At 44.7% G+C, this 26366-nt stretch carries 25 protein-coding genes and 1 tRNA gene; 12 read left to right on the plus strand and 14 right to left on the minus strand.

The window, feature by feature from the left end; translation table 11 throughout:
* Nucleotides 1-181 precede the first annotated feature (181 nt).
* The 3 genes from LU290_RS07820 (at nucleotide 182) to LU290_RS07830 (ending at nucleotide 3083) form a co-directional block, all read left to right on the plus strand.
* Nucleotides 182-913 carry a transferrin-binding protein-like solute binding protein gene (locus tag LU290_RS07820; protein WP_277808045.1) on the plus strand — a complete coding sequence of 244 codons (732 nt, stop codon included), beginning with the start codon at nucleotides 182-184 and terminating at the stop codon, nucleotides 911-913.
* A 12-nt stretch (nucleotides 914-925) separates the two neighbouring features.
* Nucleotides 926-2284 carry a surface lipoprotein assembly modifier gene (locus LU290_RS07825; protein WP_277808046.1) on the plus strand — a complete coding sequence of 453 codons (1359 nt, stop codon included), beginning with the start codon at nucleotides 926-928 and terminating at the stop codon, nucleotides 2282-2284.
* 307 nt (nucleotides 2285-2591) lie between these two features.
* Nucleotides 2592-3083: an FKBP-type peptidyl-prolyl cis-trans isomerase gene (locus LU290_RS07830; protein WP_277809588.1), complete on the plus strand. Its 492-nt coding sequence runs from the start codon at nucleotides 2592-2594 to the stop codon at nucleotides 3081-3083.
* A gap of 79 nt (nucleotides 3084-3162) precedes the next feature.
* On the opposite strand, the gene LU290_RS07835 is transcribed toward LU290_RS07830, so the two are convergent.
* The 3 genes from LU290_RS07835 to LU290_RS07845 all read right to left on the minus strand — a co-directional run bounded on the left by LU290_RS07835 (nucleotide 3163) and on the right by LU290_RS07845 (nucleotide 6738).
* Nucleotides 3163-3936: a lysophospholipid acyltransferase family protein gene (locus LU290_RS07835; protein WP_277808047.1), complete on the minus strand. Its 774-nt coding sequence runs from the start codon at nucleotides 3934-3936 to the stop codon at nucleotides 3163-3165.
* Between the two features lie 150 nt (nucleotides 3937-4086).
* Nucleotides 4087-5976, minus strand: coding sequence for an ATP-dependent zinc metalloprotease FtsH (gene ftsH / locus LU290_RS07840; RefSeq protein ID WP_277809589.1), 1890 nt, complete (start codon nucleotides 5974-5976; stop codon nucleotides 4087-4089).
* 129 nt (nucleotides 5977-6105) lie between these two features.
* On the minus strand, nucleotides 6106-6738 hold the full coding sequence (locus tag LU290_RS07845; RefSeq protein ID WP_277808048.1) for an RlmE family RNA methyltransferase: 633 nt from the start codon (nucleotides 6736-6738) through the stop codon (nucleotides 6106-6108).
* Nucleotides 6739-6874: 136 nt separating this feature from the next.
* On the opposite strand from LU290_RS07845, the gene LU290_RS07850 reads away from it, so the two are divergent.
* Both LU290_RS07850 and LU290_RS07855 read left to right on the plus strand, forming a co-directional pair.
* The gene (locus LU290_RS07850; protein ID WP_277808049.1) at nucleotides 6875-7195 is read left to right on the plus strand and encodes a YhbY family RNA-binding protein; all 321 of its coding nucleotides are present in this window, start codon (nucleotides 6875-6877) and stop codon (nucleotides 7193-7195) included.
* A gap of 3 nt (nucleotides 7196-7198) precedes the next feature.
* The gene (locus tag LU290_RS07855; protein ID WP_277808050.1) at nucleotides 7199-7798 is read left to right on the plus strand and encodes a DOMON domain-containing protein; all 600 of its coding nucleotides are present in this window, start codon (nucleotides 7199-7201) and stop codon (nucleotides 7796-7798) included.
* 67 nt (nucleotides 7799-7865) lie between these two features.
* On the opposite strand, the gene LU290_RS07860 is transcribed toward LU290_RS07855, so the two are convergent.
* Both LU290_RS07860 and LU290_RS07865 read right to left on the minus strand, forming a co-directional pair.
* Nucleotides 7866-9335 carry a hypothetical protein gene (locus tag LU290_RS07860; RefSeq protein ID WP_277808051.1) on the minus strand — a complete coding sequence of 490 codons (1470 nt, stop codon included), beginning with the start codon at nucleotides 9333-9335 and terminating at the stop codon, nucleotides 7866-7868.
* 79 nt (nucleotides 9336-9414) lie between these two features.
* On the minus strand, nucleotides 9415-10149 hold the full coding sequence (locus LU290_RS07865; RefSeq protein WP_277808052.1) for a CHAP domain-containing protein: 735 nt from the start codon (nucleotides 10147-10149) through the stop codon (nucleotides 9415-9417).
* 279 nt (nucleotides 10150-10428) lie between these two features.
* Here LU290_RS07865 and LU290_RS07870 point away from each other — a divergent pair, with 279 nt between their 5' ends.
* Nucleotides 10429-10947 carry a DciA family protein gene (locus LU290_RS07870; protein WP_277808053.1) on the plus strand — a complete coding sequence of 173 codons (519 nt, stop codon included), beginning with the start codon at nucleotides 10429-10431 and terminating at the stop codon, nucleotides 10945-10947.
* A gap of 338 nt (nucleotides 10948-11285) precedes the next feature.
* Here the strand turns inward: LU290_RS07870 and lpxC are convergent, their stop codons facing one another.
* The 3 genes from lpxC to epmB all read right to left on the minus strand — a co-directional run bounded on the left by lpxC (nucleotide 11286) and on the right by epmB (nucleotide 13572).
* Nucleotides 11286-12215: a UDP-3-O-acyl-N-acetylglucosamine deacetylase gene (gene lpxC, locus LU290_RS07875; RefSeq protein ID WP_306417082.1), complete on the minus strand. Its 930-nt coding sequence runs from the start codon at nucleotides 12213-12215 to the stop codon at nucleotides 11286-11288.
* Nucleotides 12216-12397: 182 nt separating this feature from the next.
* Nucleotides 12398-12474 (minus strand) — tRNA-Val (locus tag LU290_RS07880).
* A 69-nt stretch (nucleotides 12475-12543) separates the two neighbouring features.
* Nucleotides 12544-13572 carry an EF-P beta-lysylation protein EpmB gene (epmB, locus tag LU290_RS07885; protein ID WP_277808054.1) on the minus strand — a complete coding sequence of 343 codons (1029 nt, stop codon included), beginning with the start codon at nucleotides 13570-13572 and terminating at the stop codon, nucleotides 12544-12546.
* Between the two features lie 140 nt (nucleotides 13573-13712).
* Here epmB and efp point away from each other — a divergent pair, with 140 nt between their 5' ends.
* A complete protein-coding gene (efp, locus tag LU290_RS07890) occupies nucleotides 13713-14282 on the plus strand; it encodes an elongation factor P (RefSeq protein ID WP_277808055.1) in 570 nt (189 codons plus the stop codon).
* A gap of 113 nt (nucleotides 14283-14395) precedes the next feature.
* Here the strand turns inward: efp and LU290_RS07895 are convergent, their stop codons facing one another.
* Nucleotides 14396-15079: an SPOR domain-containing protein gene (locus tag LU290_RS07895; protein WP_277808056.1), complete on the minus strand. Its 684-nt coding sequence runs from the start codon at nucleotides 15077-15079 to the stop codon at nucleotides 14396-14398.
* A gap of 225 nt (nucleotides 15080-15304) precedes the next feature.
* Here LU290_RS07895 and LU290_RS07900 point away from each other — a divergent pair, with 225 nt between their 5' ends.
* Complete coding sequence (locus LU290_RS07900; protein WP_277808057.1) at nucleotides 15305-15526, plus strand: DUF2788 domain-containing protein; 222 nt, start codon at nucleotides 15305-15307, stop codon at nucleotides 15524-15526.
* A 170-nt stretch (nucleotides 15527-15696) separates the two neighbouring features.
* Here the strand turns inward: LU290_RS07900 and cmoB are convergent, their stop codons facing one another.
* The 3 genes from cmoB to cmoA are packed head-to-tail and all read right to left on the minus strand — an operon-like array spanning nucleotide 15697 to nucleotide 18102.
* Nucleotides 15697-16704, minus strand: coding sequence for a tRNA 5-methoxyuridine(34)/uridine 5-oxyacetic acid(34) synthase CmoB (cmoB, locus tag LU290_RS07905; RefSeq protein ID WP_277808058.1), 1008 nt, complete (start codon nucleotides 16702-16704; stop codon nucleotides 15697-15699).
* Nucleotides 16705-16749: 45 nt separating this feature from the next.
* Nucleotides 16750-17301, minus strand: a complete 552-nt coding sequence (locus tag LU290_RS07910) for a TIGR00645 family protein (RefSeq protein ID WP_277808059.1) — start codon at nucleotides 17299-17301, stop codon at nucleotides 16750-16752.
* Nucleotides 17302-17355: 54 nt separating this feature from the next.
* Nucleotides 17356-18102, minus strand: a complete 747-nt coding sequence (gene cmoA, locus LU290_RS07915; RefSeq protein ID WP_277808060.1) for a carboxy-S-adenosyl-L-methionine synthase CmoA — start codon at nucleotides 18100-18102, stop codon at nucleotides 17356-17358.
* Between the two features lie 181 nt (nucleotides 18103-18283).
* On the opposite strand from cmoA, the gene msrA reads away from it, so the two are divergent.
* A complete protein-coding gene (msrA, locus tag LU290_RS07920) occupies nucleotides 18284-18808 on the plus strand; it encodes a peptide-methionine (S)-S-oxide reductase MsrA (RefSeq protein ID WP_277808061.1) in 525 nt (174 codons plus the stop codon).
* A 13-nt stretch (nucleotides 18809-18821) separates the two neighbouring features.
* Here msrA and smc read toward each other — a convergent pair whose 3' ends face one another.
* Nucleotides 18822-22388 (minus strand): chromosome segregation protein SMC, encoded by a 3567-nt coding sequence (smc, locus tag LU290_RS07925; RefSeq protein ID WP_277808062.1) that lies wholly within the window; start codon nucleotides 22386-22388, stop codon nucleotides 18822-18824.
* 183 nt (nucleotides 22389-22571) lie between these two features.
* Here smc and LU290_RS07930 point away from each other — a divergent pair, with 183 nt between their 5' ends.
* From LU290_RS07930 to LU290_RS07940, 3 genes are read left to right on the plus strand one after another with little or no spacing between them, the layout of a single operon-like run.
* Nucleotides 22572-23858 (plus strand): MotA/TolQ/ExbB proton channel family protein, encoded by a 1287-nt coding sequence (locus LU290_RS07930; protein WP_277808063.1) that lies wholly within the window; start codon nucleotides 22572-22574, stop codon nucleotides 23856-23858.
* Nucleotides 23858-24553, plus strand: a complete 696-nt coding sequence (locus LU290_RS07935; RefSeq protein WP_277808064.1) for an OmpA family protein — start codon at nucleotides 23858-23860, stop codon at nucleotides 24551-24553. Before LU290_RS07930 ends, LU290_RS07935 begins: the two co-directional genes overlap by 1 nt.
* Complete coding sequence (locus tag LU290_RS07940; RefSeq protein ID WP_277808065.1) at nucleotides 24550-25425, plus strand: HNH endonuclease signature motif containing protein; 876 nt, start codon at nucleotides 24550-24552, stop codon at nucleotides 25423-25425. The genes LU290_RS07935 and LU290_RS07940 overlap by 4 nt, the downstream gene beginning before the upstream one ends.
* Nucleotides 25426-25508: 83 nt before the next feature.
* Here LU290_RS07940 and LU290_RS07945 read toward each other — a convergent pair whose 3' ends face one another.
* A complete protein-coding gene (locus LU290_RS07945; RefSeq protein ID WP_277808066.1) occupies nucleotides 25509-26315 on the minus strand; it encodes a sulfite exporter TauE/SafE family protein in 807 nt (268 codons plus the stop codon).
* Nucleotides 26316-26366: the final 51 nt, after the last annotated feature.

A 26366-nucleotide genomic window follows, 5' to 3' on the forward strand; every position in this document is an offset into this window, starting at 1 on the left:
TGCCAAAAAAAAAAATTGCCTGTCGCAACTGCTTGGTCTATAATCCTAATCAGAGGCTAAAAAAATAAAGTCAGATTATCTTAATAATACCGCCGACACCATTGGCGGTATGTTTTAAAAAAAAGATTGTCTTGCTTTTACCGAATTGGTTTTTTCATTTAACATTTAAAAGGAAGATTATATGAACAAGATCTCTGTTTTATCTCTGGTAGGATTGACTGCCCTTAGTTTGACTGCTTGCAGTAGTGGTGGTTCGTCAGCATCTGGTACACCAAGCGCCATTCCAAATGCCCAACCTAGCGCACCAGCCAGACCTACACAGCCAGCCAGACCTGCACAGCCAGCCAATTCTGGCATTCAAGGCACAAAAATGAACATCGCCAATAACAAGGCGGGTGCAAGTGCTAACATCACCAATAGCCCAAGCCTAAATCAGGTGGTGGTCAATGGTCAAACGGTTGATTTTATTCCTAGCGGTTTTCAAGTAGGCAGATTAAACCTAACTGCGAACAACATGGCTCGTATTGGTGGTAGCTCAAATCTTGCCTATACTCGCTACGGCTATGTGCGTAGCAATGCCAATGGCGAGAGCTATCTATTTGCACAAGGTACGCCAACCACCAATATGCCAACCACAGGCACTGCCACCTATAAAGGCGATGGCGTTCATTTTGCCAACGGCAGCAACACGCTTGTCAGTGCTGAGTTTAGCGTTGATTATGGCAACAAACAACTAACTGGCACAGTAGGCAATACCGCTTTGGCTGGTACAATTAACGGCTCTACCTTCTCAGGTACAAAAAATGGCATTAGCACCACAGGTCGATTCTATGGAGCGAATGCAGCAGAGCTTGGTGGTACTTATCGCAATGCCGATGGCAGTGTTGCAGGTGCCTATGGTGCTAAAAAATAAGTCTTTTGGGATATGAACTATCCATTTTTCATCACAAGCTTGGCAGTATGTCTATTGCCAAGCTTTGTGTTTGCTGGCACACCAAAAGACGAGTTGCCGTTTACTCATCTGCCCTTGATGAATGGCAATCCCACGCCTGCACCTACTACCGCACCGCAACTGACCGAAAAAGAGCTTTTGGCGGATATGACGCTGTTTAATGAAGTCATCAGCCAAGCCATCGACAGAAACGACGCGCACGGCTTAAAGATTTTATTGCCTGTATATGCCCAAGCCGATCATCGAGACGAGATTTTATATCTATATGCTCAAGCCGTCATACAAGAACAGCAAAACATCAAGCATGCAATTGATTATTATCAACAAATATTGCATCAAAAACCAGAACTGACACCCATACGAGTACGGCTCATTTTAGCATATCTTGCCAATCATCAGATTCGCCTTGCTCAAGATGAATTTGCCATCGCCAAGCAAGATGGCACTATGCCCTATGAGATATTAGCCAGCCTAAATCAGCGGTTTAAAGAGCTTAATCAAGTCAAAAAGCACTTTTCAATGCGTTATTTAGATGATGACAATATTAATAATGCACCAAAAAACAGTCAATACCAAGATTGGCAACTGCCTGAAGCCGAATCCGCTCACGGACTAGGCTACACCGCCAAGCTCTCAAAAAGCCATCATCTAAAAAACCATTTATCCCTAGAAACAAAAGCATCTCTTTATGGTAAATATTATTGGGATAATCAAACCTATAATGACATTATTGCTGAAATCTCCCCCAGTCTGTCATACCAAAATTTTGACGGACAATTTGAGCTGGGCATTTATCAGCAATGGCGACATTTTGGCAAAGACCCTTATTCATCAACACAAGGACTGAGACTGACCAGCTATCAGTTTATCGGTCGCGATCATCAAGGCGGTATCGAAATTGACATCGCCAAAAAGACACACAGAACACGGAAATTTTTAGATGGCACAAGTCATTCAGCCACACTAAGCCTAAATCGGCACGCCAATCCCAGTTACTATTTTGGCATCAATTTTATCAAAGACGATGTTAATGATCTTAGCGAAAGCTATCAACAAGGCACGCTGTTTACTGGTCTAAACAAATCGTGGGGCAATGTCCATACAGGTCATCAGGTCAGCGTTGGCAAACGCAGTTATCAAGATTTGGACTTTTTTGGCATTAAAAGAGATGATTTGCGTTACCAAACCGAACATCGCATTTGGCATCAGAATGTACATTACAAAGGATATTATCCGAGCTTGCATTTGCGATTTGAACGCATTGACAGCAATCACTTTTCCCATGATACAAAAAGCACGCAAGTTTTTATGTCGGTTGATCGTAAATTTTAGCACCCGATCATATTGTCAATTTTGGGATTATATACGGTATGGTTATTTATCATATTAAATAAGTCGCTTTGCCAGTAAACATAAAAAAGTCGGTCATTCCCACTTTTTTTCTTATAATGTCCAATCCAAAACCTGCCCTTTCTCCAGCCTTAATCCATAAAACCGCAATTTAGTTAATCAAATAATGATTGTCGTCAAAACAGCTTGATTTAAAAACCGAGCAATTTGGCAAATTTCTGCTTTTTTAAATGAATGTCTGGCGACTTTATGCTAAACTATAACCAATTTTTTATGATTTGATATGATTATGACACAGCCGATTTTACCCAACGAAGAAATCCGCATCACAGACGGCAGTCGTGTGGAATTGCATTTTGAAGTCAGCCTACCAAATGGCACAGTGATTGACTCAACCTTTGGGCGAGATAAACCTGTCAGCCTAACCATCGGCGATGAGAGCTTGTTGACAGGCTTTGAACAGGTCCTAACCAACCTAAAAGCAGGCGACACCCGCACCGCCCACCTACCGCCTGAGCAAGCCTTTGGCGAATGGAACAGCGAAAATGTACAAACCTTTCCCCGCACCAAATTCTCACTCTCCGAGCCAAACCCTGTGGTCGGCATGATGATGGAATTTAATGACAAAGGCAAAAATTCACTCGTGGGCGTGATTAGCGAAGTGAATGACAATGAAGTCAAAGTGGATTTTAATCACCCATTGGCTGGGCAAGAAGTGTTATTTAAGGTGCAGATTTTTAAGGTAACGCCAGCAGGTCAGACTGCTTTTGAAATCCGCTAAATCCAAAAAAAATTGATAAAAATCATTTAATTATCTATAAAAAACGGTGCTTTAATCAAACACCGTTTTTTATTTGGTTTTAGGCTTTTAAAACCTGTCGGTGCAAACGAGCCAAGCCCTGCTCCATCGCCAGTTGTAGCTCAGCGGTAAGCTCTTTTTGGCTTTTATCCTGCGGATAAATCGGCTCAAGCGGCAGCACATGCGCGGTGATGCCACGACTGTCCATTACTCGTTTTAGGCTGTCCGCCATCGTACGCTCACCATAATAAGCGGCATCATCGGACAGCTTGCCATCTCGATCGACATAGGCGACGACCATCGGGCAGATGGGCAAGCCCGTATCCATGCTGGCTTGTAGCAGCTTACCGTAGATTTTCTTAATGTGCTTGCCATCTGTGGTGGTCGCTTCTGGAAAAAACACCACCGATGAGCCGCCTCGTAAAAAATCAGCGATTTGCTCAGAAACACCGCCCGAATCGCCAGAGCCTCGCTTAATAAACAGCGTACCAGCCGCTTTCGCCAACCTGCCAAAAACAGCCCACTCGCCAATCTCCGCTTTTGACAAGAAAAACACAGGCGCGACCGAACCCACCACAGGAATGTCCAGCCAGCTGACATGATTTGACGCCCACAAGCCGTGCGTCTGTGGCACAGGCTCAACCTGCACAACCTTCACCCCAAAAGAGTCTAGCATCTTACGGCAAAATGTCTGAATGTATTTAGGCAAAATCTCTCTGGGCGGCGCATCAAACGCACCGATACGGTGTGCGGTGCGATAACCTCCGACCAAAGTTGAACCCATGCCGACGATCGACTTACCACGACCAAATTGTTTTTTGATAAAACCTGTCATATACCACTCTTATTGATTACATAAAATCTGATGACAATGCTATAAAAAAACACACGAAATTGCAAGTATTTTAGTAAACAAATATTCACAAAATTACATATTTAATAAAAAACGCCACTTCACAAAATGGCGTTTTTTTAAAATTACACATCAAGCACTTGGCAAAGGTGGTGGCAGCTCGTCAAAAGGCGCAGCTGGCTGAATGCTTGGCAATTCATGCTGATAATCCTTCGGCTCTCGTGGCGACTCACCATTCATGATCTGCAAAAACTGCTCGCGATCGATGGTTTCCCACTTCATCAAAGCCTCTACCATGGCGTGCATTTTGTCGTGATTGTCATCGATGAGCTTGTACGCCACATCATACTGCTCTTCTAAAATGCGGCGAATCTCATCATCGACTTTCTGCTGCGTCGCCTCCGAAATGGTGCGAGTTGAGCCGCCGATGTAGCCGCCATGCTCTTCAGCCTCATATACCATGATGCCCAGATTGTCACTCATGCCGTATTTGGCAACCATCGCACGAGCCATCTTAGTTGCTCGCTCAAAGTCGTTGCTTGCGCCTGTCGACTGACGATTCACAAAAATCTCTTCGGCAATGCGACCGCCAAACAAGATAGACAGCTCGTTTAGCATCTTGTCTTTATAGTTGCTCACAGCATCTTGTTCTGGCAGCTGCCAAGTCACGCCAAGCGCCCAGCCTCGTGGCATGATGGTGACTTTATGCACAGGGTCAGTCTTAGGCAATAGATGCGCCACCAAAGCATGACCTGCTTCATGATAAGCAGTCGCACGGCGCTCGTCTTCTTTTAGTACCATAGACTTGCGCTCAGGACCCATGTACAGCTTGTCTTTGGCATCTTCAAAGTCATTCATGTCCACATGAGACTTATTACGGCGAGCGGCGAACAGGGCAGCTTCATTGACAAGGTTTGCAAGCTGAGCACCACTGAACCCCGGTGTACCACGAGCCAAAGCATTGACATCGACACCGATGGTCTGTGGCAGCTTTTTAAGATGCACATTCAAAATCTGCTCACGACCCTTAATGTCTGGCAAGCCGACCGGCACTTGACGGTCAAAACGACCTGGACGCAGTAGCGCCTTATCCAGCACATCGACACGGTTGGTAGCGGCGATGACGATCACGCCATCATTACCTTCAAAGCCGTCCATCTCTACCAAAAGCTGGTTTAGCGTCTGCTCTCGCTCATCATGACCACCGCCCATGCCAGAGCCACGATGACGACCCACCGCATCAATCTCATCGATGAAAATGATGCACGGAGCGTTCTTTTTGGCTTGTTCAAACATGTCACGGACACGGCTGGCACCGACACCGACAAACATCTCCACAAAGTCCGAACCAGAAATAGAGAAAAACGGCACTTTCGCCTCGCCTGCGATGGCCTTGGCAAGCAAAGTCTTACCCGTACCCGGTGGACCCACCATCAGCACACCACGGGGAATGGTCGCACCCAGCTTGGTGAATTTGGCAGGATCTCTTAGAAAATCGACAATCTCAACGACTTCTTGCTTAGACTCTTCACAGCCTGCCACATCGGCAAAAGTGACTTTGATTTGATCTTCAGAAAGCATCTTCGCTTTAGATTTACCAAAGCTCATCGGATTGCGACCGCCCATGCCGCCGCCAGCACCGCCGCCAGACATGCCACGCATGAATAGCCAAAATAGACCGATGATGAGCAAAATAGGGAAAGCTGCGATCAGTAGCTGCGAGCCGATGCCTTGACGCTCAGGCATTGTGCCTTGAATCTCGACATTATGCTCACGCAAAAGTGGCATCAGCCCATCATCACTGATGGCAGGACGCACGGTTTCAAAGGTTGAGCCATTGACTTTGGTGCCTGAAATCTCTTCGCCATCAATTTTCACTTCCTTAATCTCGCCTTGCGACACAGCGGTCACAAATGACGAATAATTGAGCTGGTCGGCGTCACTGTTGGTGCGGTCAAGATTGCTAAAAATCGCAACCACCACGCCAATAATCACCAACCACAATAAGGTATTTTTTACCATGTTGTTCACTAACTTTTCCTATTTTTTAAGCTTTTGCTTGGTATGACTTACACCGTTTGTGCAATCTGGTTCAATATAAGGACGATTGTCAAAAAAATCAAGGATACGCCACCATCCTATCACTCTTGGCTATTTAATCGCCACCCAAAACATCTCTTTGGAGCGTGGGCGTGAGGCGGCAGGCTTGATGCTTTTGATTTTGCTAAACTGTTTTTGCATTTGCGCTCTGAGCTCTTGCGAGCCTTCGCCTTGGAACACCTTCATGATTAAAGCACCGCCTTCTGGCAGCACTTTTAGGGCAAAATCCACCGCCAATTCGCACAGATACATCATGCGTGGCTGATCGACCGCCGACATGCCTGAGGTGTTCGGCGCCATGTCCGACAGCACGACATCGACCCTGCGACCGCCCACTTCGTCCATGATACGATTAAACACTTCTTCTTCACGAAAATCACCTTGAATAAAAGTAACATTTTCCAAAGTATCCATCGGCAAGATGTCAGAGGCGATGAGCACGCCGTCATCACCGACCAGCTGCCCTGCCACCTGCGACCAGCTGCCTGGTGCTGAGCCTAAGTCCACGACCGTCATGCCTTTTTTGATCAGACCTGTCTTTTCGTTGATTTCCAAGAGCTTATAAGCTGCACGGGCTCGATAGCCGTCTTTTTGCGCTTTTTGCACATAAAAATCATCGATGTGCTCTTTCATCCAAGCACGGCTAGATTTTGAAAACTTTTTATTGGTAATGCGAGTTGCCATCAGAAATTAACTACCGCTTGTTTAAATTCAACCATAAAATCAATAACGGACTAGTTTACCATTTTTATCGCATTATTTGGGATAATTTCTGCTATAATGTGCAAAATTTAGCAAATTTCTTACTTTGGAAAAATTTATGAGCAACAAAAAATCAAAAACTCAAGACCTAAAAGAGCTGCGTGGCATTGGTCATCGGTTAAATCCTGTGGTCATCGTTGGCGGCAGCGGTCTGACACCCACCTTGATCGAGGAAGTAGGTCGAGCTTTGCATGACCACGAATTGATCAAAATCAAAATCCCAGCAGGCTCAAGCGAGGAGCGCAAAGAATGTGCTGATGCCATCGCTGATGCCACCGAATCTGAGGTCATTCATCACATCGGACGCATGGTGCTGCTACTTCGCAAAAACCCTGAGCCAAACGCCAAGCTGTCCAACCTAAGCCGTTTTGGTTATTAAGCTTTGAAACAGACACATCAAGCGGTTTTTTGGGGTGAGCTTTGGGGCAAAAAAAGTAAATCACCGCCCCAAATTCATCTTTATGAGCTTGTCGCCACCCAAAGTGACGCACCTGCCGTAAGCGTTGCCGTAAGCTTTGGGCAGAACGCCATTCATTTAAGCTATTTTATTGAGCCTGCCGATTGGTTGCACCTGCCCACCATCGGCAGTCAAAACGCACGCCAAGACTACCTATGGGAACGAAATTGCCTAGAATGCTTTTTTGAATTTGGGGGGCAAGATGGCTACGCCGAGATGAATTTTTCACCCAATCCTGCCAGTGACGGGTGCAATCTTTATAATCTATATCATTTTGACAGCCATCGCACACCAAATGTCATGCCGCCCAGACAGCTGACAGGGCAAATCATCACTCGCCAAACAAATCCATCGCTCGGCATGCACGCCTACCATTTGACAGTCGTGCTTGATCGTGATGTGCAAACCATCAGCAAAATCAATCCAGCCGCCATCTTATACCAAAATGGCAAGCCGATTTTTTATGCCATTCGCCACGCCAACCCGCCTGATTTTCATAATAAGCACTACTGGGCTCAGGTCTAAGGCGGTTTTGGTGGCATCAGGAATACTGTCATCACTATTGTCATTGGTGGTGGTATGGCAGGTTGGGCTAAGGCAACAAAACCCAACAGTTATGACTATGGCACAACCCATTGAATTTGTTGGGTGTGATGTCTGGATTGTCCCACACATCTTTATTGATGGTGATTTGATTGTTATGGTATTTAGCCATGTAATCAACACCAGTAGCAAATGTTAAAGACAAGTCAGGGTAACGCTTTTCTACCACTCCCATATAAGCATCAAATAATGCACCCACCGCTTGTGTCTTTTCACGAGCAGCGACAGCTTTTTTAATGTCGTTGATGGTAAATGTTTTGTTGGTATTAGATTGTTCTTGTTGCTCAACTTCTAAATCTTTAAATCCTTTGGTTCTTTGTCTGATTGCCCCAACTGACCCATCACTGGTTTCATCAGCTGATGGATTTGCTTGGTTGAGCTTGCTTGATTGATTTGACTCATCAATGTTTGTGCGTTGGGTAGCTTGCTGTTTTGAAGCAGTTTGAGATACCCCTGCTGAACTGATTTGAGTAGCGTTTGTTCGTTGGGTATGGTTGAGTCTAACATGAAATTCTCCTACAATTTGACCAAATAGTTCGTTTAATTCTTTAACAAGTTCTGATGGCAGCGCATCTTTAACTTGGTTTTCTGCAAGTGTTACGGTTAATAACTCATGCTGATTGCCGTAAGCATACATAATTCTGTCAGCCAAGTCATCATTTATTTGAGAATAAATACTTGGTAATGTATTTAATAGCTTATCAGCCAATGCAGAAATCTGCTCATCATATTTGCCTGTGTTAATGACATCACGAGTAACGGTATGGATTAACTCATGATTTATCAATTCTAAGGGTGTTGCATACCAACGACTGTCTTCAACATTAACCTTGACTTCGTTAGTAGCTTCAAAAAACATCCCTACATCAGCCAATCCACTGTCTTTAGCATTACTATTATTCAGTATGAATAATTTTTGCTCTGGATTCAAAGAAACCAGTTTATTGAATAAATTGACAGACGCTTGGTTATCATTATTGAATTTAGATAGGATTTCACCCATCTGACCTTGTACAGAATAACGGATTGTTGCATAATCATCAATCATAATAGCACCTTCCTGAATTGTATTTACATCCATAGGTACATAGTTGGTATTGGTACTCAGTAGTTCATTTAGTGATTCATTGGTTTTAACACCACTACTATAAACCAAAGGCTTAGCAGAGATGTGTGGTGTAGGTACACTTACCCATGTTTTATCCACAGGGTTATAGACACCCCAGTGACCATATACATCTGTAGCATACACTGTCTTACCTTTTGCAGTTGCTTTATATAGGATACTTCTACCAATACTGTTTTGTCTGACTACGCCATTATCATCTTCATAAAAAGTATTGATGAGATACATCACATCAGATTCATACACAGCATGAGCGATGTTCAGCTCAGCATTACGCTGACCTACTGCTTTACTGATGGCTTTTTTGTCTTTAACATAAAAAAACCGACCCAAAAAAAGGTCGGTTGTATTTTAATCTACTTTTTGCATGACAAAGCCTAACAATGTAGAGCTTGGCATCGCCATGACAGAATTAACGATCGTTCATCGCAAGCATTGTGCCAGTGTTCGCTGAAGCGTCGTTATAACGGTGATCACGCCATACGGTATAGCCATTGTGTTGGCTGTATGGGCTGAACTTTGGTTGGCGGAAGTCTGATACCCATTGGTTGCCATCATAGATTTGAATGTGACCGTGCGGGTTTCTTGAAGTACGGTTAAATACCACGACATCGCCAACTTGTGGGACATAGTTGTCATTGCTGATCTTGGTAAAGCCTGCGCTGGCAAGCGTGCCGTGAGCGTACTGATAAGCAGATGCTTGCGGTGTGAAGCTGTATCCTGCTGATTGCAGTGCACGGCGCACATACAATGCACAGCGACCGATACTGCTACCACGAGCGGCACGAGAAGCGTGAGCGGCAGCCATACTAGGCGCACTGTTTGTGGTCAGCTGAGCGACGACAGAAGGTGATTGATAATCACTGCTAAAATTCGCCGAACGGTTGATGGTTGGCAGATTTGAACTGGTGATCGACGATACCGTGTCCGCTGATTGAGCGATGCGAGAAGTGATGGTCGTCGTATTTGTTGTTTGTGATTTGGCGATCAGTTGATTGATGGCATCATCGATGTTGATAGAAGCATTATTTGCTGCGTTGCTGGTGGTGGCGTAGCTTGCTTGACCAAACTGATAGTTTGCTTGCGCAACACTAGATTGTCCAAGAGTCAGTCCAACAACCGACATCAGCCAAAATACTCTTTTCATAGATTGTCCTCGAACCGTCAAGACTTCACTACTTCGCCCTTCGTCTTGATGTTCTAAAATTGGGTTTTGATTAAAAGCTTGTAATCAGCGGCGCACATCCAAGCACACCAGAAACCGCCAACAACCAAAAGGCAATCACACAAACACCAAGCCATCTATTTACTTGCTGTTCATTCGCTTAAAAATTGTGTGATTTTGTTGGCAATCTGCTCATAAGGCATGATACACTTGCTCTATTGGACACCATGTCCATGGTTCTTTTAAAACACAAGGTAAGACATGTCTGATTCAACAAAAATTCAATTCGTGGACGACTTATATCTAAAAAGTCACACACCCAATCATCTGGCAAGCACGCTTGAAAAGCAAGCCGCAGCAGGTGCAAAACTTCCTGATTACCTAACACAGCGCATCAAGCATCTACAATCTTGCACCACACTGCTACAACAAGCACTAAGACCGCTGCTGCCTAGCGAGATACTACAAGACTGTCAAGTCGCTTACGCCGACCAGCATCGCCTGACAGTATCGCTGTCATCAGCCACTGCCGCCAACCATTTGCGCTATCTGTCGGCAAACTGCCTTGAACTGCTGCGCAAACACGATGAGAAATTTTGTCGCTTGGAGACATTGAATGTGATCATCACAACAAAATCCGCCCAATCAGACATTCGCCAAACCAGTTCTAAAAAAACCTTAAGCGAAAACACAAAGCGTATTATAACCCAAACTGCCAGCACTGTCATCACCCATGACGGGCTAAAACAAGCATTGCTACGCTTGACAAAGGATAATTAAGAGTACAATTGTTCATCGTATGTGTTTTGATGGTGCGTTTATGAGCTTTTGGTAAGTATTGTAAAGTTTTGTAAACGAAATGGTGGATTTTTGGTGAAAATAGATAAAGATCAATACCGCCACTGACAGTCAAGCAGGCAAGCACCCAGAATCAGCCAACCGCTCATCACCCACCAAAAACCCCCAAAAAATCAAGCTTTGAACCAAAATAACAAAACCCACTTGCCAGTTAATGCAAATGGGTTTTATTATTTTTTGGCAAATGTTACCAACAATCGCAAGTACCATTTAAAGGTTACACATGATTTGCCATCATCTTGCACAGGCAAAAAACCTGCTCATTTTTTAGGGGAATTTTCAAGAGAAATTTTCGGTGGCAGATAGTCAATCGGTGCGTCATTTTGGTTACAAAAAGTTACAATTTTATAGCAACTTTCGTCCGCAAGCACCGCGCGAATGAGCATATTATTGAGCGCATGACCCGATTTGTACGCCGAAAAGTGTGCCAAAATCGGATGTCCGATGACAAACAAATCGCCCACCGCATCGAGCATCTTATGACGGACAAACTCATTTGGGTAGCGCAGACCACCTTCATTTAAGATGGCATCATCATCAAGCACGACCGCATTATCAAGACTGCCGCCAAGTGCCAGATTGCGCTCACGCAAATACTCCAAATCCTTTAAAAAGCCAAAAGTGCGAGCCTGCCCTACTTCACGGGCAAAATTGGCGGTATTAAAATCCAATGTGGTTTTTTGTTCGGTCGCCCGAATCGCCTTGTGATCAAAATCAATCTCAAAATCCATCAAAAACCCCTCCTCATACGGCTCAAAACAAGCCCACTTGTCGCCGTCTGTGACACGCACAGGCTTGATGATTTTTAAAAAGCGCTTGGGTGCGTTTTGTTCTTCGATGCCCGCCTCATGAATCAGGTGCAAAAACTGCGCTGCCGAGCCGTCCATGATGGGGATTTCAGGCGCATCAACTTTGATGATGAGATTGTCCAGGCCGCACGCCGCCACCGCCGACAGCAGATGCTCGACCGTGCCGACACGAGCCTCGCCCTGCACCAGATTGGACGACATCATGGTGTCTTGCACCAGATTTGCACTCATGGGAATGCGTGCATTGTCCATGTCAGTACGCTCAAAGACGATGCCCTCACCCACCTGAGCAGGCGCAAGCGTTAGCGTGACTTTTTTACCACTGTGAAGTCCGATGCCTGTGGCGGTGATTTCTTGGGCAAGGGTGCGCTCATAAACCATGATGATTCCAAATGTTACAAAATATGTAGCAAATAGTGTATCATTTTGACGAAATTTTGTCATCCATCGGACGCATGATTTCCATCAAACCCCATCTTTGATTTATCTGATTGATGGAAGTGGCAGGCAACGACAAAAAACAAAAAACCCCTTGAAACCAGTGATTTCAAGGGGTTTGAATATGGTAGGCGTAAACGGACTCGAACCATCGACCCCCACCATGTCAAGGTGGTGCTCTAACCAACTGAGCTATACGCCTAAAAAGTGCTGCTATTGTAGCAAAGTTTTAAGATTTTGCAAGTATTTTTTTAAATTTTTATGCACATTTTCAAGGATAGAGATTCACAGGCGTCTTATAAGGCTTATTTGGCAGCTCTTGGACAAGCTTTGGCACCAAATAGCCTGACAGATTTTCAAGCATCTGCCAATAAATCTCCACCGCACGAGTCAAAGGCACATCAAAATGCGCCGCCCCCTGCACCTTATCCAAAATGTGCAAATAATACGGCAAAATACCCGCCCCAAACAGCGCATGGCTCAGCTGACACAGCGTGGTCGCATCATCATTCACACCTTTTAATAGCACAGTTTGGTTTAGCAAAGTAACGCCCGCTTGCTTTAATAATTGGCATTTTTGTTGTAGCGTTTCGTCAATTTCGTTGGCGTGATTGATGTGCAGCACCATGACGATGTTTTTTGGCGAGTTTTTCAACAAATCCAGCAAATCCCCATCAACACGACTGGGCAAGACCACCGGCATTCTGGTGTGAATACGCATCGTCTTGATGTTTGGCAGCGCATTGATGGCATCAAACCAGTCATTCAGTCTGCGATGGCTAAGATTCAAAGGATCACCACCACTAAATATCACCTCATTCACCTCAGGTTTATTTGCCACATAGTTTGCGATCTGGGCGATTTGTTGGGTGTTTGGCATATTCGCCTGATAGTCAAAATGCTGACGAAAACAGTAGCGACAATGCACCGCACACGCCCCAGTGGTGGTGATCAGCACTCGGTTTTTGTATTTGTGCAATAAGCCTTTGATGGGATTTTGGGTGTTTTCTGCCAAAGGGTCGTGCGTGTAGCCTGCCGCCGCCACAGTCTCTTTGACATCTGGTAAAATCTGCCGCAGCAAGGGGTCATTTATGTCGCCTTTTTTCATCTTGGCAACAAAAGACTTCGGCACACGCAGACCAAATTGCTTGGGGGCATATTGCCCATCAGGTAAATCAAGTGCCAACATTCGGCACAGCTCGCCCACATCGGACACGCCATCTGCCAATTCTGCCTGCCAAGATGATCTTTGTCCTGCTTGCGCTAGGGTATGGGTAGAAATTTTTGAAAGTTGTTGCATTATTTTTTTGACAATATTTGCTAAAACTATATATAATGTGCTGTTTAGCGACATTTTGAAATGGTCGTTATGATCTGTGCTATTATAACGCAATTTCGCCCAAATTTATTTTTTCTTTTACATCCAAAAAGGTAATCATCATGGCAAGTTTTTCTACCAATGATTTTAAAGCTGGCTTAAAAGTCATGCTTGACGGCAACCCATGCGCCATCTTAGAAAACGAATATGTCAAACCCGGCAAAGGTCAAGCCTTTAACCGTGTCAAACTTCGCAACCTAAGAACGGGCAAAGTCCTAGAACAAACCTTCAAATCAGGCGACAGCCTAGAAGGTGCGGATGTTGTGGACACCGAAATGAACTATCTATACAACGATGGCGAGTTTTGGCATTTCATGCACCCAGAGACTTTCGAACAGATGCAAGCCGACAAAAACGCCATGGGCGATGCCACTCAGTGGCTAAAAGAAAACTCAAACGCACTTTGCACCATCACTTTGTTCAATGGCGCACCGCTTAGCGTCACCCCACCAAACTTCGTCGAGCTACAAATCGTTGAAACCGATCCGGGCTTGCGTGGCGATACTTCTGGCGGTGGCGGCAAACCTGCCCGCTTAGAGACTGGCGCTGTCGTGCGTGTGCCACTGTTCGTACAGCAAGAAGAAATCGTCAAGGTCGATACTCGTACTGGCGAATATCTGTCTCGTGTTTAAGATTGCAGGCATCAATTCTGACCAATCAAAAATCCCCGATCTGACGATTGGGGATTTTTCATGAGTAAAAACCGCCTGACATATCATGCCAAGCCCACAGCCGACAAGTGCCGCTACTGATGGCGCTGCTCGACCATCATCGCATCAATGCCGTTATTCCTAAGTTTCAATAACGCTTGACTTGCCTCAGCTCGGCTCGTCATCGGCATGGACACCACTTGATAAAAACTGGCGCCTGTCGCCTTGTCCACACGGCGCACGACTAAGGCGTCCACACCAGCAAGCATCACCTCCGCTCGCTTGTCATCAGCCTCTTTGGCATCAGGATAGCTGCGGATTTGTAAAATATAAGTGACGGCAGCACTTTGGGGGGCGTCGCCATCATCGCCATCATAAGTGGCATCTTCTTCCACCACTTCGATGGTCGCCTCGGCCGCCTCGCTCGACTGCACCACTGCATCCGCCGCCAAAGTCCGTGCCTCATCACTGACAGTCTCTTGGACGCTCACGCCCTCTGGCACACTGCGAAAATCCTGCTTGGGCAGCACATCATAAAACTCAAAATCAGGCGCAGGAATGGTCTGCGTCTGAGCAATCGGTCTGACAGGCTCTTCTTCCACCACCACAATTTTGGTGCTGTTACGATAACTTTGTGCCAATGGCGAAAAATACAGCACCACAAGCAGCGCCGCTGCAATCACCACCGCAAGCACCATCCACAGCAAACTCAGCAGTCCAGAGTGCTGCTTGCTTTGGGTGGATTTATAGACGGCGGATGGTTTTTGTTTGTTTGTCATATTAATCTGTTCATCTTGCTCAATTTGGCAAATTGATGGTTCAAGGATTAAAAATAAAAATCAAAGATAAATGCTTATTGTATCAATTTTTTGGCGTGCTGTGGAAAAATTATCCAACCAAAAGAGCGATTTTTCAAGTTTTACAGCGCAAGTTTGTCGGTGTGTTATCAAGCGTGGCGAAATTTGTGGTATAATCATCGCATTCTTATCAAAAAGAGAGCTGTCATGATTTTCGCCATCTCCGAAGAGACCATCACCGCCGCAGGTCTGTACATTTTGTTGCCGATTTTTATTGGTTTTTTGTTTTTTATCATGTGGGACATCGCCAAAAAATCCAAAGCGGGCAAGCAAGGCACTTTTTGGATTTTTGTGGCACTGGGCATGGGCTTTTTTGGTTTTCTTGCCAAATTGGTCATTGAATGGGTACTGGGTAAGTGGTTTATTTAAACCTTAGTAAGGGCTGATTGTAAATATAGGGGTTAATTGCAATTAACCCCTAACAACAAACCCCCATCAACAGGGTTAGGCAAGCCAAAACCCAAAAAATTCAACAACCTATAACCTACATGAATGGTGGGCAGAGCCCCGCCCTACGCCTTATTTTTATTTTTTCAAAATCATTTCTTAGCAATCATCACGGCTCTTTTTGGGCGTGGATAGCCTTCCACTGTCTTACCGTCATCATTCGGATCCAAAAAATCCGCCAATGAATGATAATCCATCCATGCTGTCGCACGCTGCTCATCAGTGCTTGTTACATCAATATCCACACAGCGAACATCGCTAAATCCTGCCTTTGTCAGCCATTTGGTCAAAGCAGGCACGCTTGGCAAAAAATACACATTGTTCATCTGTGCATAGCGATCTTCTGGCACAAGCACGGTATTTTCATCGCCATCCACCACCAAAGTCTCAAGCACAAGCACCCCGCCCTGATTGAGCTGTCCTTTTAACTGCTCCAAATGCTCAAATGGCGATACACGATGATACAGCACACCCATACTAAACACCACATCAAACAGCTCGCTGCGGCACGGCAAGCTCTCCAATGGCACAGGAATGTAATGCACTGGCAAATCCACACCCATAAAGTGCTTAATCGCCATAAACTGATGATAAAACAGACAAGACGGATCAATGACCACCACCGACTTTGCCCCATCGCCCAGCATTCTAAAGCCATGATAGCCAGAGCCGCCACCTACATCCAAAATGCGTTTTTTATTCAAATCCAAATGCGGACGCACTCGCTCCCATTTAAAATCACTTCGCCATTCTGTGTCAATATGAATGCTCGTGTCAGCATCGCCCAAGAGATAAAACGGTCCTTTACGCCAAGGTTTAAGATTGGTCAAAAGGCTTTGGGTTTTTTTAAAATCTGCCATCTGCCAGTCCAAAGTCGCCGCCACTTTGTCGCCAAGCTCAATCTGTGTGGTAGCCACAGCTGGCAGGCGATCAATGGCAGACGCATAAAATGGTGCATGAGCATAACGGCGCTTGTCTTTAACTGCCGATAGCCACGCAGGCAAACAAGCCAGCCACTCGCCTGCTTTTGGGTGATATTTGCTCAGCTGTAATAAATGCAGATACAACTGCTGTTCTGCTTGAAAAATGGTGTTGTTCATTGTTTTTAGTGGTAGGTTGAACCTAAGACAACTTATCGGTCTTTGTTAATGATGATTGTGCAACAGTTTATCCGTATAGGCGATTGCAATCGCCGACGCCAAAAATCCCAGATGCAGCAATAACTGCCACTTCATCGTCGCCTCTGTCATGTTGGCGGCATTGATGAATGTTTGAAGCATGTGAATGCTTGAAATGCTGATGATCGCCATGGACAGCTTGACTTTTAGAACCGAGGCATTGACATGATTGAGCCACTCAGGTTGGTCAGGGTGATTGTCCACATTCAGCCTTGACACGAAGGTCTCATAACCACCCACAATCACCATCACCAACAGATTGGCAATCATTACCACATCTATCAAGCCTAGCACCGCAAGCATGATGGTGTTTTCATCCATCTGCCCAAGATTAACAATCAAATTCCACAGCGACTTCATGAATTTATACGCATAAATCGCCTGCACAACAATCAAGCCCAGATAAATAGGCAGTTGCAACCAACGACTGGCAAAAATAATCTTAGCAAAAATCGTCTGCCTGCGCTCAATGCCAATGGCGCTGCTGCTTTCTATGGATTCACTTGGGGGATTTGCCACATTCATCTCCAATCAAGGCGTTAAAATGTCGGTGCGTCATACTGTCTAGACCGCTCATTTAAACGCCACAATGCTTAAAAAATTCAAAAATTTAAACCAAGTCAAACTTCGCTCAAAGCCCGCTTGACTCAGGCGCTCGTGGTGAAATTCTTCGGTATCGGTGATCAGCACATTTTCCAAAGCATTTCTTTTGCCACTGATTTCAAGCTCGCTATAACCATTGGCGCGCTTAAAATCATAATAACGCTCCACCAGCCACGCATCGTCCTGCTCATCCAGCGTGTGCGTTTTTTCGGTAAGGATTAAAATGCCGCCTTCCGCCAACGCATCGTGGCATTTTTTTAATAAATCTAGGCGTTTGTCAGGCGATAAAAATTGCAAAGTCAGATTGATGACGATCATGTCGCATTCTTGCAATTGTATTTCACAGACATCGTCCAAAATAAAATGAATGCGATGGGCAGGATAATGCTCGCCCAGCACCGCCCTTGCCTTATCAATCATCGGAGCGGAAATATCCACCGCCAAAATCTGCAATTCATCAGGCGAAAACTGCTCGGCAAGCGCAAAGCTCACCGCCCCCAACGAACAGCCCAAATCATAAACTCGGCTGAATTTTTGCCCATCATCGTTTTGGCGATAGGCACAATGACGGCGAGCCAAAATCGGCAGCATGGCAAGCATCTGCCCATAGCCCGGCACGCTGCGGCGAATCATGTCAGGAAAGCAGGCGACCACTTCTTCATCAAAACTGAAACGGGCAGACTTATCAAGCGGTGTGGTAAATATGGTATCGTGCATTTGGCTATTTTGCTTATTTACTTTTACTTAGGTTTTGTTTTGGGAAAATTTTTGTTATGATAGATGGCGACCATTTTAAAGATGAGTCTTAACATATTAAGTTTAAAATCAAGTCGCCATGATGGCTTTTGATTATTATACTACATCGAACATATTTTATCGCAGAGTTTTTGGAGAATTTATGCAAACAATCATCTTGGGCGGCGGCTGTTTTTGGTGCACCGAAAGCGTGTTTTTACACATCAAAGGCGTGTCATCTGTGGTGTCAGGCTACGCAGGTGGTCAAGCGGATACGGCAAATTATGAAGCGGTGTGCGGCGGCGATACAGGTCATATCGAAGTCATCAAGGTGGATTTTGATGACACCGTGATTGATTTGTCTGGCATTTTAGACATCTTCTTTGCCACGCACGACCCCACCACCCAAGACCGTCAGGGCAACGACATTGGGCGACAATATGCGTCCGTGATTTTTTATACCCATGATGAGCAAGTGGATATTATCCATCATAAAATCAATGAGTTAAAACAACAAGGCATCGCAGTCGTTACCGAAGTGTACTCTGCACCGACCTTTTACCCTGCCGAAAGTTATCATCAAAATTTCTACGCCAACAACCCCACGCAGGGCTATTGTAACTTTGCCATTCCACCAAAATTGGCAAAACTACGGTCAAATTTTGCCCAGTTTTTCAAAGCATCCTAAGCATGACAAGCGGCTAAGCCTCGACATAGCTTGCCGCTTCTTCTAAATTGACCGTTACCAAACTTGAAATGCCCGCCGTTGGCATGGTAATGCCTTTTAATTCGTCAGCGATTTGCATGGCAAGTTTGTTATGACTGATAAAAATAAACTGCACACTGTCCGCCAGCTCATGAATCAGGCTGGTAAAGCGTGCCACATTCGCATCATCAAGCGGCGCATCAACCTCATCAAGCACACAAAACGGAGCTGGATGCTGTTTAAAAATCGCAAAAATCAGACTTAATGCCGTCAAAGTCTTCTCACCACCTGACAGCACCGCAAGCCGTGAATTTTTCTTGCCCTTTGGCTGAGCCATCAGCACCAAGCCTGCTCGCCATTTATCCGCCTTTGTCAGATTTTCATCATCCAGCAAAGTCAAGCTCGCCTGCCCACCGCCAAACACCTTGGAAAATAAGGCATTGAGCTCTTCATTGACCGCAGACAGCGCACCCAAAAACAGCGATTTGGTCTTCTCATCAATCGTACGAATCGCATCTTCTAATTTTGCCATACTCTCGGTAATGTCGGCAATCTGACTGTCCATCGGCGACACACGCCCTTCAAGCTCGGCAAGCTCGGCTGCTGCTGCCAAATTGACCGCACCCAGTTTGGCGATGTCCGCCTTAATCTCGTCAATACGCTTGCTATTGTCCTTAAATTTTGATGGTTTGACATGAAAATCTGCCAAAGTCGCAGGCAAATTAAATCCCTCATCAAGACGCATCATCTCATCGCCCAAATCACTCAATCGACTCTCGCCCACCGCCGTGTCTGCCGTCAGCTGGGCAGCCTCTGCTTGGGCTTTGGCAAAATTAGCATGAGCCTCGGTGAGATTTTCTTGCAATTTGACCTGCATGAGCTGCAAGGCTTTGGCTGCCGCCTCATGCTCTTCGCTGGTGATTTTTAACATGGCGCTGTGCGCTTTCGCCTCTTTAAAGGCTGTTTCAAGCACAGGCACTTTGGCGGTCAGTTTCTCGGTCAAATCTTGGGTCGCCTGAATGTCAATGTCCGCCTGCTCAGCATTTTTCTTGGCAAGCTCAAGCAGTCTTTGACTGTGCGTTTTGGCTTGTAGCAGCGTGCTGTTTTTGAGCTGCAAGCCTTGATATTCATCACCCAGCGTCTTGACCGCCGCATTCATCTCATCGATGTTTTTGGTCATGGCAACCACAGCATTTTGAGCCATCTCAAAGCGTGGCAAATGCTCGGCAAGCTCTTTGCTAACGCTCTCAAGCTCCGCCTCTAGCGATTTTAATTCACTGCTGATTTCCGCCTTTTCTTCGTCCAAAATCGCTTTATTTTTGGCAAAATTCTCCCTTTTAATCGCCTCTGTTTGAATTTTCGCTTGTAATGTCGTATGAGCCTGCTGCGTCCTATGCAGACTTGCCAGCAGGGCATTTTTTTGAGCCATCCTTTCATCATGGGCGATTTTTAAGTTTTCAAGCTGAGCGGTGTGAGCTTTGAGCGTTTTTTGGCTGACATCAAGCTCATCTTCAACGCTGTTTAGCTCATCTTCAAGCTCCGTCAATCTTTGAGCGTGTTCAGCTTTTTGACTTAGCAGTGATGATTTCGCCCCAAAACTGCTGGTGTGTAGCACGCCAAACGCACCAACCAGCCAACCTGTTGTCGTCAAAATCAGCCGCCCATCAATCGCCAAATCCTGCAATGATTGCACATTATCATCATTTAGCTCGCCATCAAACAAATAGCAATGATCAAAAAACGCCAAACGAGGTGCGTCAAACAGCCCACCAAACGCAAGCAGCTTACCATTATTCACGCCATAACCGCCGCCAGTCTTTAAAATGGAATAAGTCGCCTGCTTATCATTGGCATTTGGCGTTGATAAAGCAGCTTTGATTTCTAAATTTTCAGAAATCTGAGCATTCAACCAAAAGCCCAAAAAACCGTCCAACACGCCTGCAAATCGCTCGCCTTGACGACTTAATTTGACGACATCTTTTAGGCGTGGCAAATGCGAAAAGCTCGCCTGCTGACTGTCTGACTGCTCGGTGGTGGCAGGCTTGGCGTGGAGCATTTTATGCAAAATATCGTACTCGCTGGAGAGTACCGTGTGGCGTTTTTCAAGCACACTGTGTTCTTTTTGGGCAGTTTGCACCAACTTGCCAAGCTCGTCCAGTTTGTCCTTGTCGCCCTGCTCATCAAGCGATTCTTGGCGAAGTGTGAGCGTGGCAATTTCATCAGACAGGCGTTTTAATTCTTGTTCGTCTTCTGCATTCGCCTCGCCAAGCGACTGACCGCTTAGCACCAAGTCGTTGTGCTTTTTAATCCATTTTTCACGGTTGTTCAGCACACGCACTTTTTGTGATTCGGCAAGTTTTTGGGCGTTTTCTAGGGCATTTTTTTGGGTTTGTAGAGCATTTAATTCTTCACGCACACCCTGCCAATTACCCTGCATGGTGGCAAGTTCGGCTTTTTTGGCGGTTAATTGTTCGCCAAGCGTTGCCAGATTTGGCGTCATCTCCACCAGCTGTCTGTCAAACTCTGCCAGCTCATCGGTGGCGTGTTTGATGTTGGCGACAGCTTCTGTCTTGATGGCATTTAGGCGGGCAATTTTTTCATCAATTTGGCTAAGCTCTTGATTGACTGTATAAAAATTATGCTGGGCGGTCTGCTCTGCCATCTGGGCGTTATGATATTTATCACGAGCATCGTCTTTAAGCCATTGCCCCTCGGCAACTTTGGCAGACAGGCGATCCAGTTCTATTTTTGCCTTATTGACAGTATTTTCTAGTGCCGACAAGCCATCATTGCTTGTCTTTTGCTCTTGTTGTTTTTGTTCGTGATATTGCCACGCCTCAAAAATGCGTTTTAACAAATCCTCTTTATTGATTTTTTCAAGCTCATCATTTAAGGCTTGGTATTTTTTAGCGGATTCTGCTTGGCGAAGTAGCGTGCGTTGTTGTTTTTTTAATTCGCCTTGCAAATCAGAAAGCCTATCCAGATTATCACGAGCTTCATCGAGCTTTTTTTGTGTCTCATCACGGCGAGCCTGATAACGAGACACACCTGCCCCCTCTTCGATGAACGCACGCAGCTCCATGGGACTGGACTCCACGATACGCCCAATCATGCCCTGCTCAATCACCGCATAGCTTCTTGCCCCAAGCCCTGTTCCCAAAAAGACATCGACCACATCACGGCGGCGAACCCTTTGACCATTGATGAAATAATCAGACTTACCCTCTTTGGTCACTTGACGGCGAAGGGTCAGCTCTTGATAGAGATTTAGGGCATGACGAATGCCGCTAGACTCATCTTGGGTATGCTCAAAGGTCAGCTCCACACTTGCCAAGCTCTTGGCAGCACGCCCTTCTACGCCTGCAAAAATCACATCGCTCATTGCCCCGCCACGCAGCTGCTTGGCAGAAGTCTCACCCAACACCCAGCGAATCGCATCAATGACATTGGACTTGCCACAGCCATTAGGTCCTACGATGGCAGTGATGTCGTGCTTAAAGGTAAAAGTGGTCGGATTGGCAAAAGATTTAAAGCCAGCAAGTTTTAGGGATTTTAGACGCATTGTAGTAGTTTAAAAAAATCAAAAAATAAAAGCCACCCATTATATCAAAATTTTCAATATTTTTTGCTCTTTGCAACAATCTCTCAAGGAATTAATTTATTTAGTACAAAGCAAATTGACAAAATATGCGGGGGGGGGGTAAAATATTTTCAAATTTACTCAATAATAAGTTCAAGGTGCAATATGTCTTTATTCATCGGTATGTTTAGCGGTCTAAACTTAATTTTTACCATCATTATTGTTGGTGTTTTTTGCTTAAGTATACGCTGGCTATGGAAAAATCAACAGATCAAATTTGTTAAACAAGCCCCCACTCTTTTAACATCACTTGGTATTTTTGGTACATTTTCTGGCATTGTTATTGCCCTATTAGGCTTTGATGGCGTAGACAACATCAAAGAACAAATTGATGTTATTATCAGTGGTATGCAAACCGCTTTCATTACTAGTGTTGAAGGCTTGCTACTTTCTATCATTCTAAAAATACTCATCATCTTCAAAAAAGATAATACCAATCAACAAGATGACGCAACTGGCGAACAACTCATTCAAGCTTTTATGAAGCAGACTGAAAATAGCTCACAAGCAACCGAAAAACTCACTCAATTGCTCAATGCAATTGGTCAAGATGGCGACAACAGCCTAATTGGTCAAATTCGCCTGATGCGTAGCGACTTCAATGATTATCAAAGACATAATAAAGAGTTTGAAACCAAACTATGGCAAGAAATGGATAAAGTAACCGAAACGCTTGCCAAATCCGCCACCGAAACCATCATTGAAGCTCTTAAAGATGTCATTCATGATTTCAATGCAAATCTAACCGAGCAATTTGGTGAAAACTTTAAAGAGCTCAACCATGCCGTACATGAACTTGTTACATGGCAAGAAAACTATCGACAACAAATCAACGCCATGACAGAGCAATACGCTCTTGGCGTTCAAGCAATTAATAACACCAAAGAAGCCGTCATCAAAATTGAGGATTCTACAAAAGTCATTCCGGATTACATGGAAGACCTAGGCACCATTCTTAATGACAATCAAGCACAACTTAACGAATTAACCAAGCACTTAAAAGCCTTTGAAGACATCAGAAATAAAGCTGTGGCAACATTACCTGACATCCAAAATCACATTGAGTCTATGCTAAACGACCTACAAACTGGCAGCGACAGCATTCATCACAGTAGCCAAGCCATAAGCGATAGCATCAATCAAACTAGAGAGCTTGTTCGCTCTCAGATGAATAACCTAACAGAAAACATTCAGCAGACCTACAAAAACACTCAAACTGACATTAATAAAGTCCTTAAAGAAACCCAGGAGAATATGAGCAAAACTCACGAAAAAGCCATTGAAGATATGGCTAAATCACTCGTATCCATTACAAAACAATTTGCCGACGACTATGCTAAACTAACCGAACAAATGGAGCGAGTTATCCGCCAAAATGGAGGGTTTAGATAATGTCAATCAATAAAGTTCTAGATGGCATACAAAATTCTAATAATGACGATTCAGAATGGCTACCTATCTCCGATTTAATGTCCGGTCTGATGGTTTTATTTTTATTTATCGCCATCAGTCTTATCATGCAAGTTAGGCAAACCGCCGAAAAGTATAAAGATACTCAGCAGGCAATCTATAAGGCACTCATGCAAGAATTTGAAAAAGACCTAAAACAAATGGGGGCGGATGTTGATCAGAAGACCCTAACTTTTGTCTTCAATTCGCCTGACATTTTATTTGAAGCAGGTCAATCCACCATCAAACCTAGCTACGCAAAGACCTTAAACGACTTCTTCCCACGCTATATCAAGGTCGTTAATCAGTACAAAGACCATATTGAAGAAATTCGCATTGAAGGGCATACTAGTAGTGATTGGAAAATTGGAGTAAATTCAGACACTGCTTATTTTGAGAACATGCGATTGTCGCAAGAAAGAACACGAGCAGTGCTAAATTATGTGTATAACATTCCACAGGTAAGCCAGTATCGCCCTTGGATCAAAGAAAATCTTGCAGCGGTAGGATTATCATCTGCCAAAACCATCAAAGATGAACAAGGTCATGAAAATAAATCCCAGTCCAAACGAGTAACTTTCCGAATCATCACTAATGCAGGCGAACAAATCAACCAAATTGCTGGAGAGTGGCAATGAACTTAACTGATATGTTAGAGGCATTGAAACATCTATCTCTAAAAATCAATCCCAAGCGAGATGGAAAAATTGAGATAAACCTAGCTCCACCTGATATTATTAATATTGATATTCCAATCAGCACCCCCGAGGGCATTTCGGTTAGTCTGGACGAGGTGGAAATTGATCCAAGAACAAAGGTTTGGACTTATAAAGGTCGAAATGTTCTACTGTTCATCCCCGATCAAGGCTTTAGCTTTGACGATGTAATGAGCGGGGAGAAAGAAGGTCGTAAATTCCATCTCTCCGATTGCTCAACAATTGAACATATGAAGCAAGAAAACCGTTTTGCTCGCTACCAAGCAACAAACAGCACTGAAGGAGTTTTTAAAATTCATGGGGTTGGCAAGTATGATAGAAAACCAAAATCTGGTGAAACACGACTTCATGTCTGCATTAGCTGCCTAAAACATCTTAATTATAAAAGATACAACAATGTATCTCGAAAAGAACAAAAAGAAATTTATCGCACATTTGATTTAAATGAGTTTTTCTCAGCCTACAAAACTGGTGGCGGATTTAGTAAAGAACCGCCAAATATTGGTCAAGATCAGCCAGGCTATGCTGGCAACTGGAGTCAAATTTCTCAACAATACCGTCAACACAAAGACTGGACTTGTGAAGAATGCGATGTTGATTTAACCAATCATCGACAACTACTTGATGTTCATCATATTGATGGCGTCAAACACCATAATCATTATAGCAATTTAAAAGCTCTATGCAAAGAATGTCACAGTAAACAACCTTCTCATAGCCATTACCTTAATAGCATTTCCAAAGAAGCACTGCAAACACTACAATCTATTAAAGAAAAACAAGGAATTATCTAACCAACCATGTAGCAAAAAAGATGTGATATGACATCACACCTTTTTGCTACAGTTACGCATTGCCAGCAATTCAATTTATACCATTAAACCATACTACTATACAACAACTGACAACCTACCACAATTAAAAGACAGGCAAAGGCTTTTTTGAGTGTGGCGGCTGGCATTTTGTGGGCGATTTTTGCGCCCAGCTTGGCAGTGATAAAACTTGCCGCACTGATTGCCACAAATGCAGGCAAATGCACAAAGCCAATCAGCCCCTTTACAGGCTCGCTCATGCCTGCCACATGACTTTGTCCAAAAATGATAAACCCGAGCGCCCCAGCGATGGCAATCGGCAAACCGCACGCCGCACTCGTTCCCACCGCCTGCTTAATTGGCAAGCCTGCGTGCGTCAGATATGGCACATTCAAACTGCCCCCACCGATACCAAAAATCGCCGATGCCATACCAATCACACCGCCTGCCACGCTTTGACTCACAGGACTTGGCAAAGGCTTGATGTTTTCTTCGGCTTTTTTCATGAACATCTGTATGGACATAGCGATGGCAAACACACCAATCAGTCCTTGTAGATATTGCCCATGAATGAGTGTTGCCACCCACGCCCCGAACAAAGAGCCAATCACCAAGCCATAAGTGAGATTTTTAAAGACTTCCCAGCGTACATTCCCTGCTTTATTATGAGCGGTGAATGAGCTGATACTCGTGATGATGATGGTCGCCAATGCCGTACCCACCGAGACATGGGGAATGATTTCAGCAGGAAAGGCATACGCCCCCAAAATCCACACCAAGGCAGGCACGATGATCAAGCCACCACCCACACCAAACAGCCCTGCACACACGCCAGCGAACGCCCCTGCGATGACAAACCATAAATACATCATTTTTAAAATCTCCATTTAAAATTGTGGTATTATAGCCCATTTTTAACATTT

Origin of the sequence: Moraxella nasibovis, from assembly GCF_029581575.1 — a bacterium.
Classification (GTDB): domain Bacteria; phylum Pseudomonadota; class Gammaproteobacteria; order Pseudomonadales; family Moraxellaceae; genus Moraxella; species Moraxella nasibovis.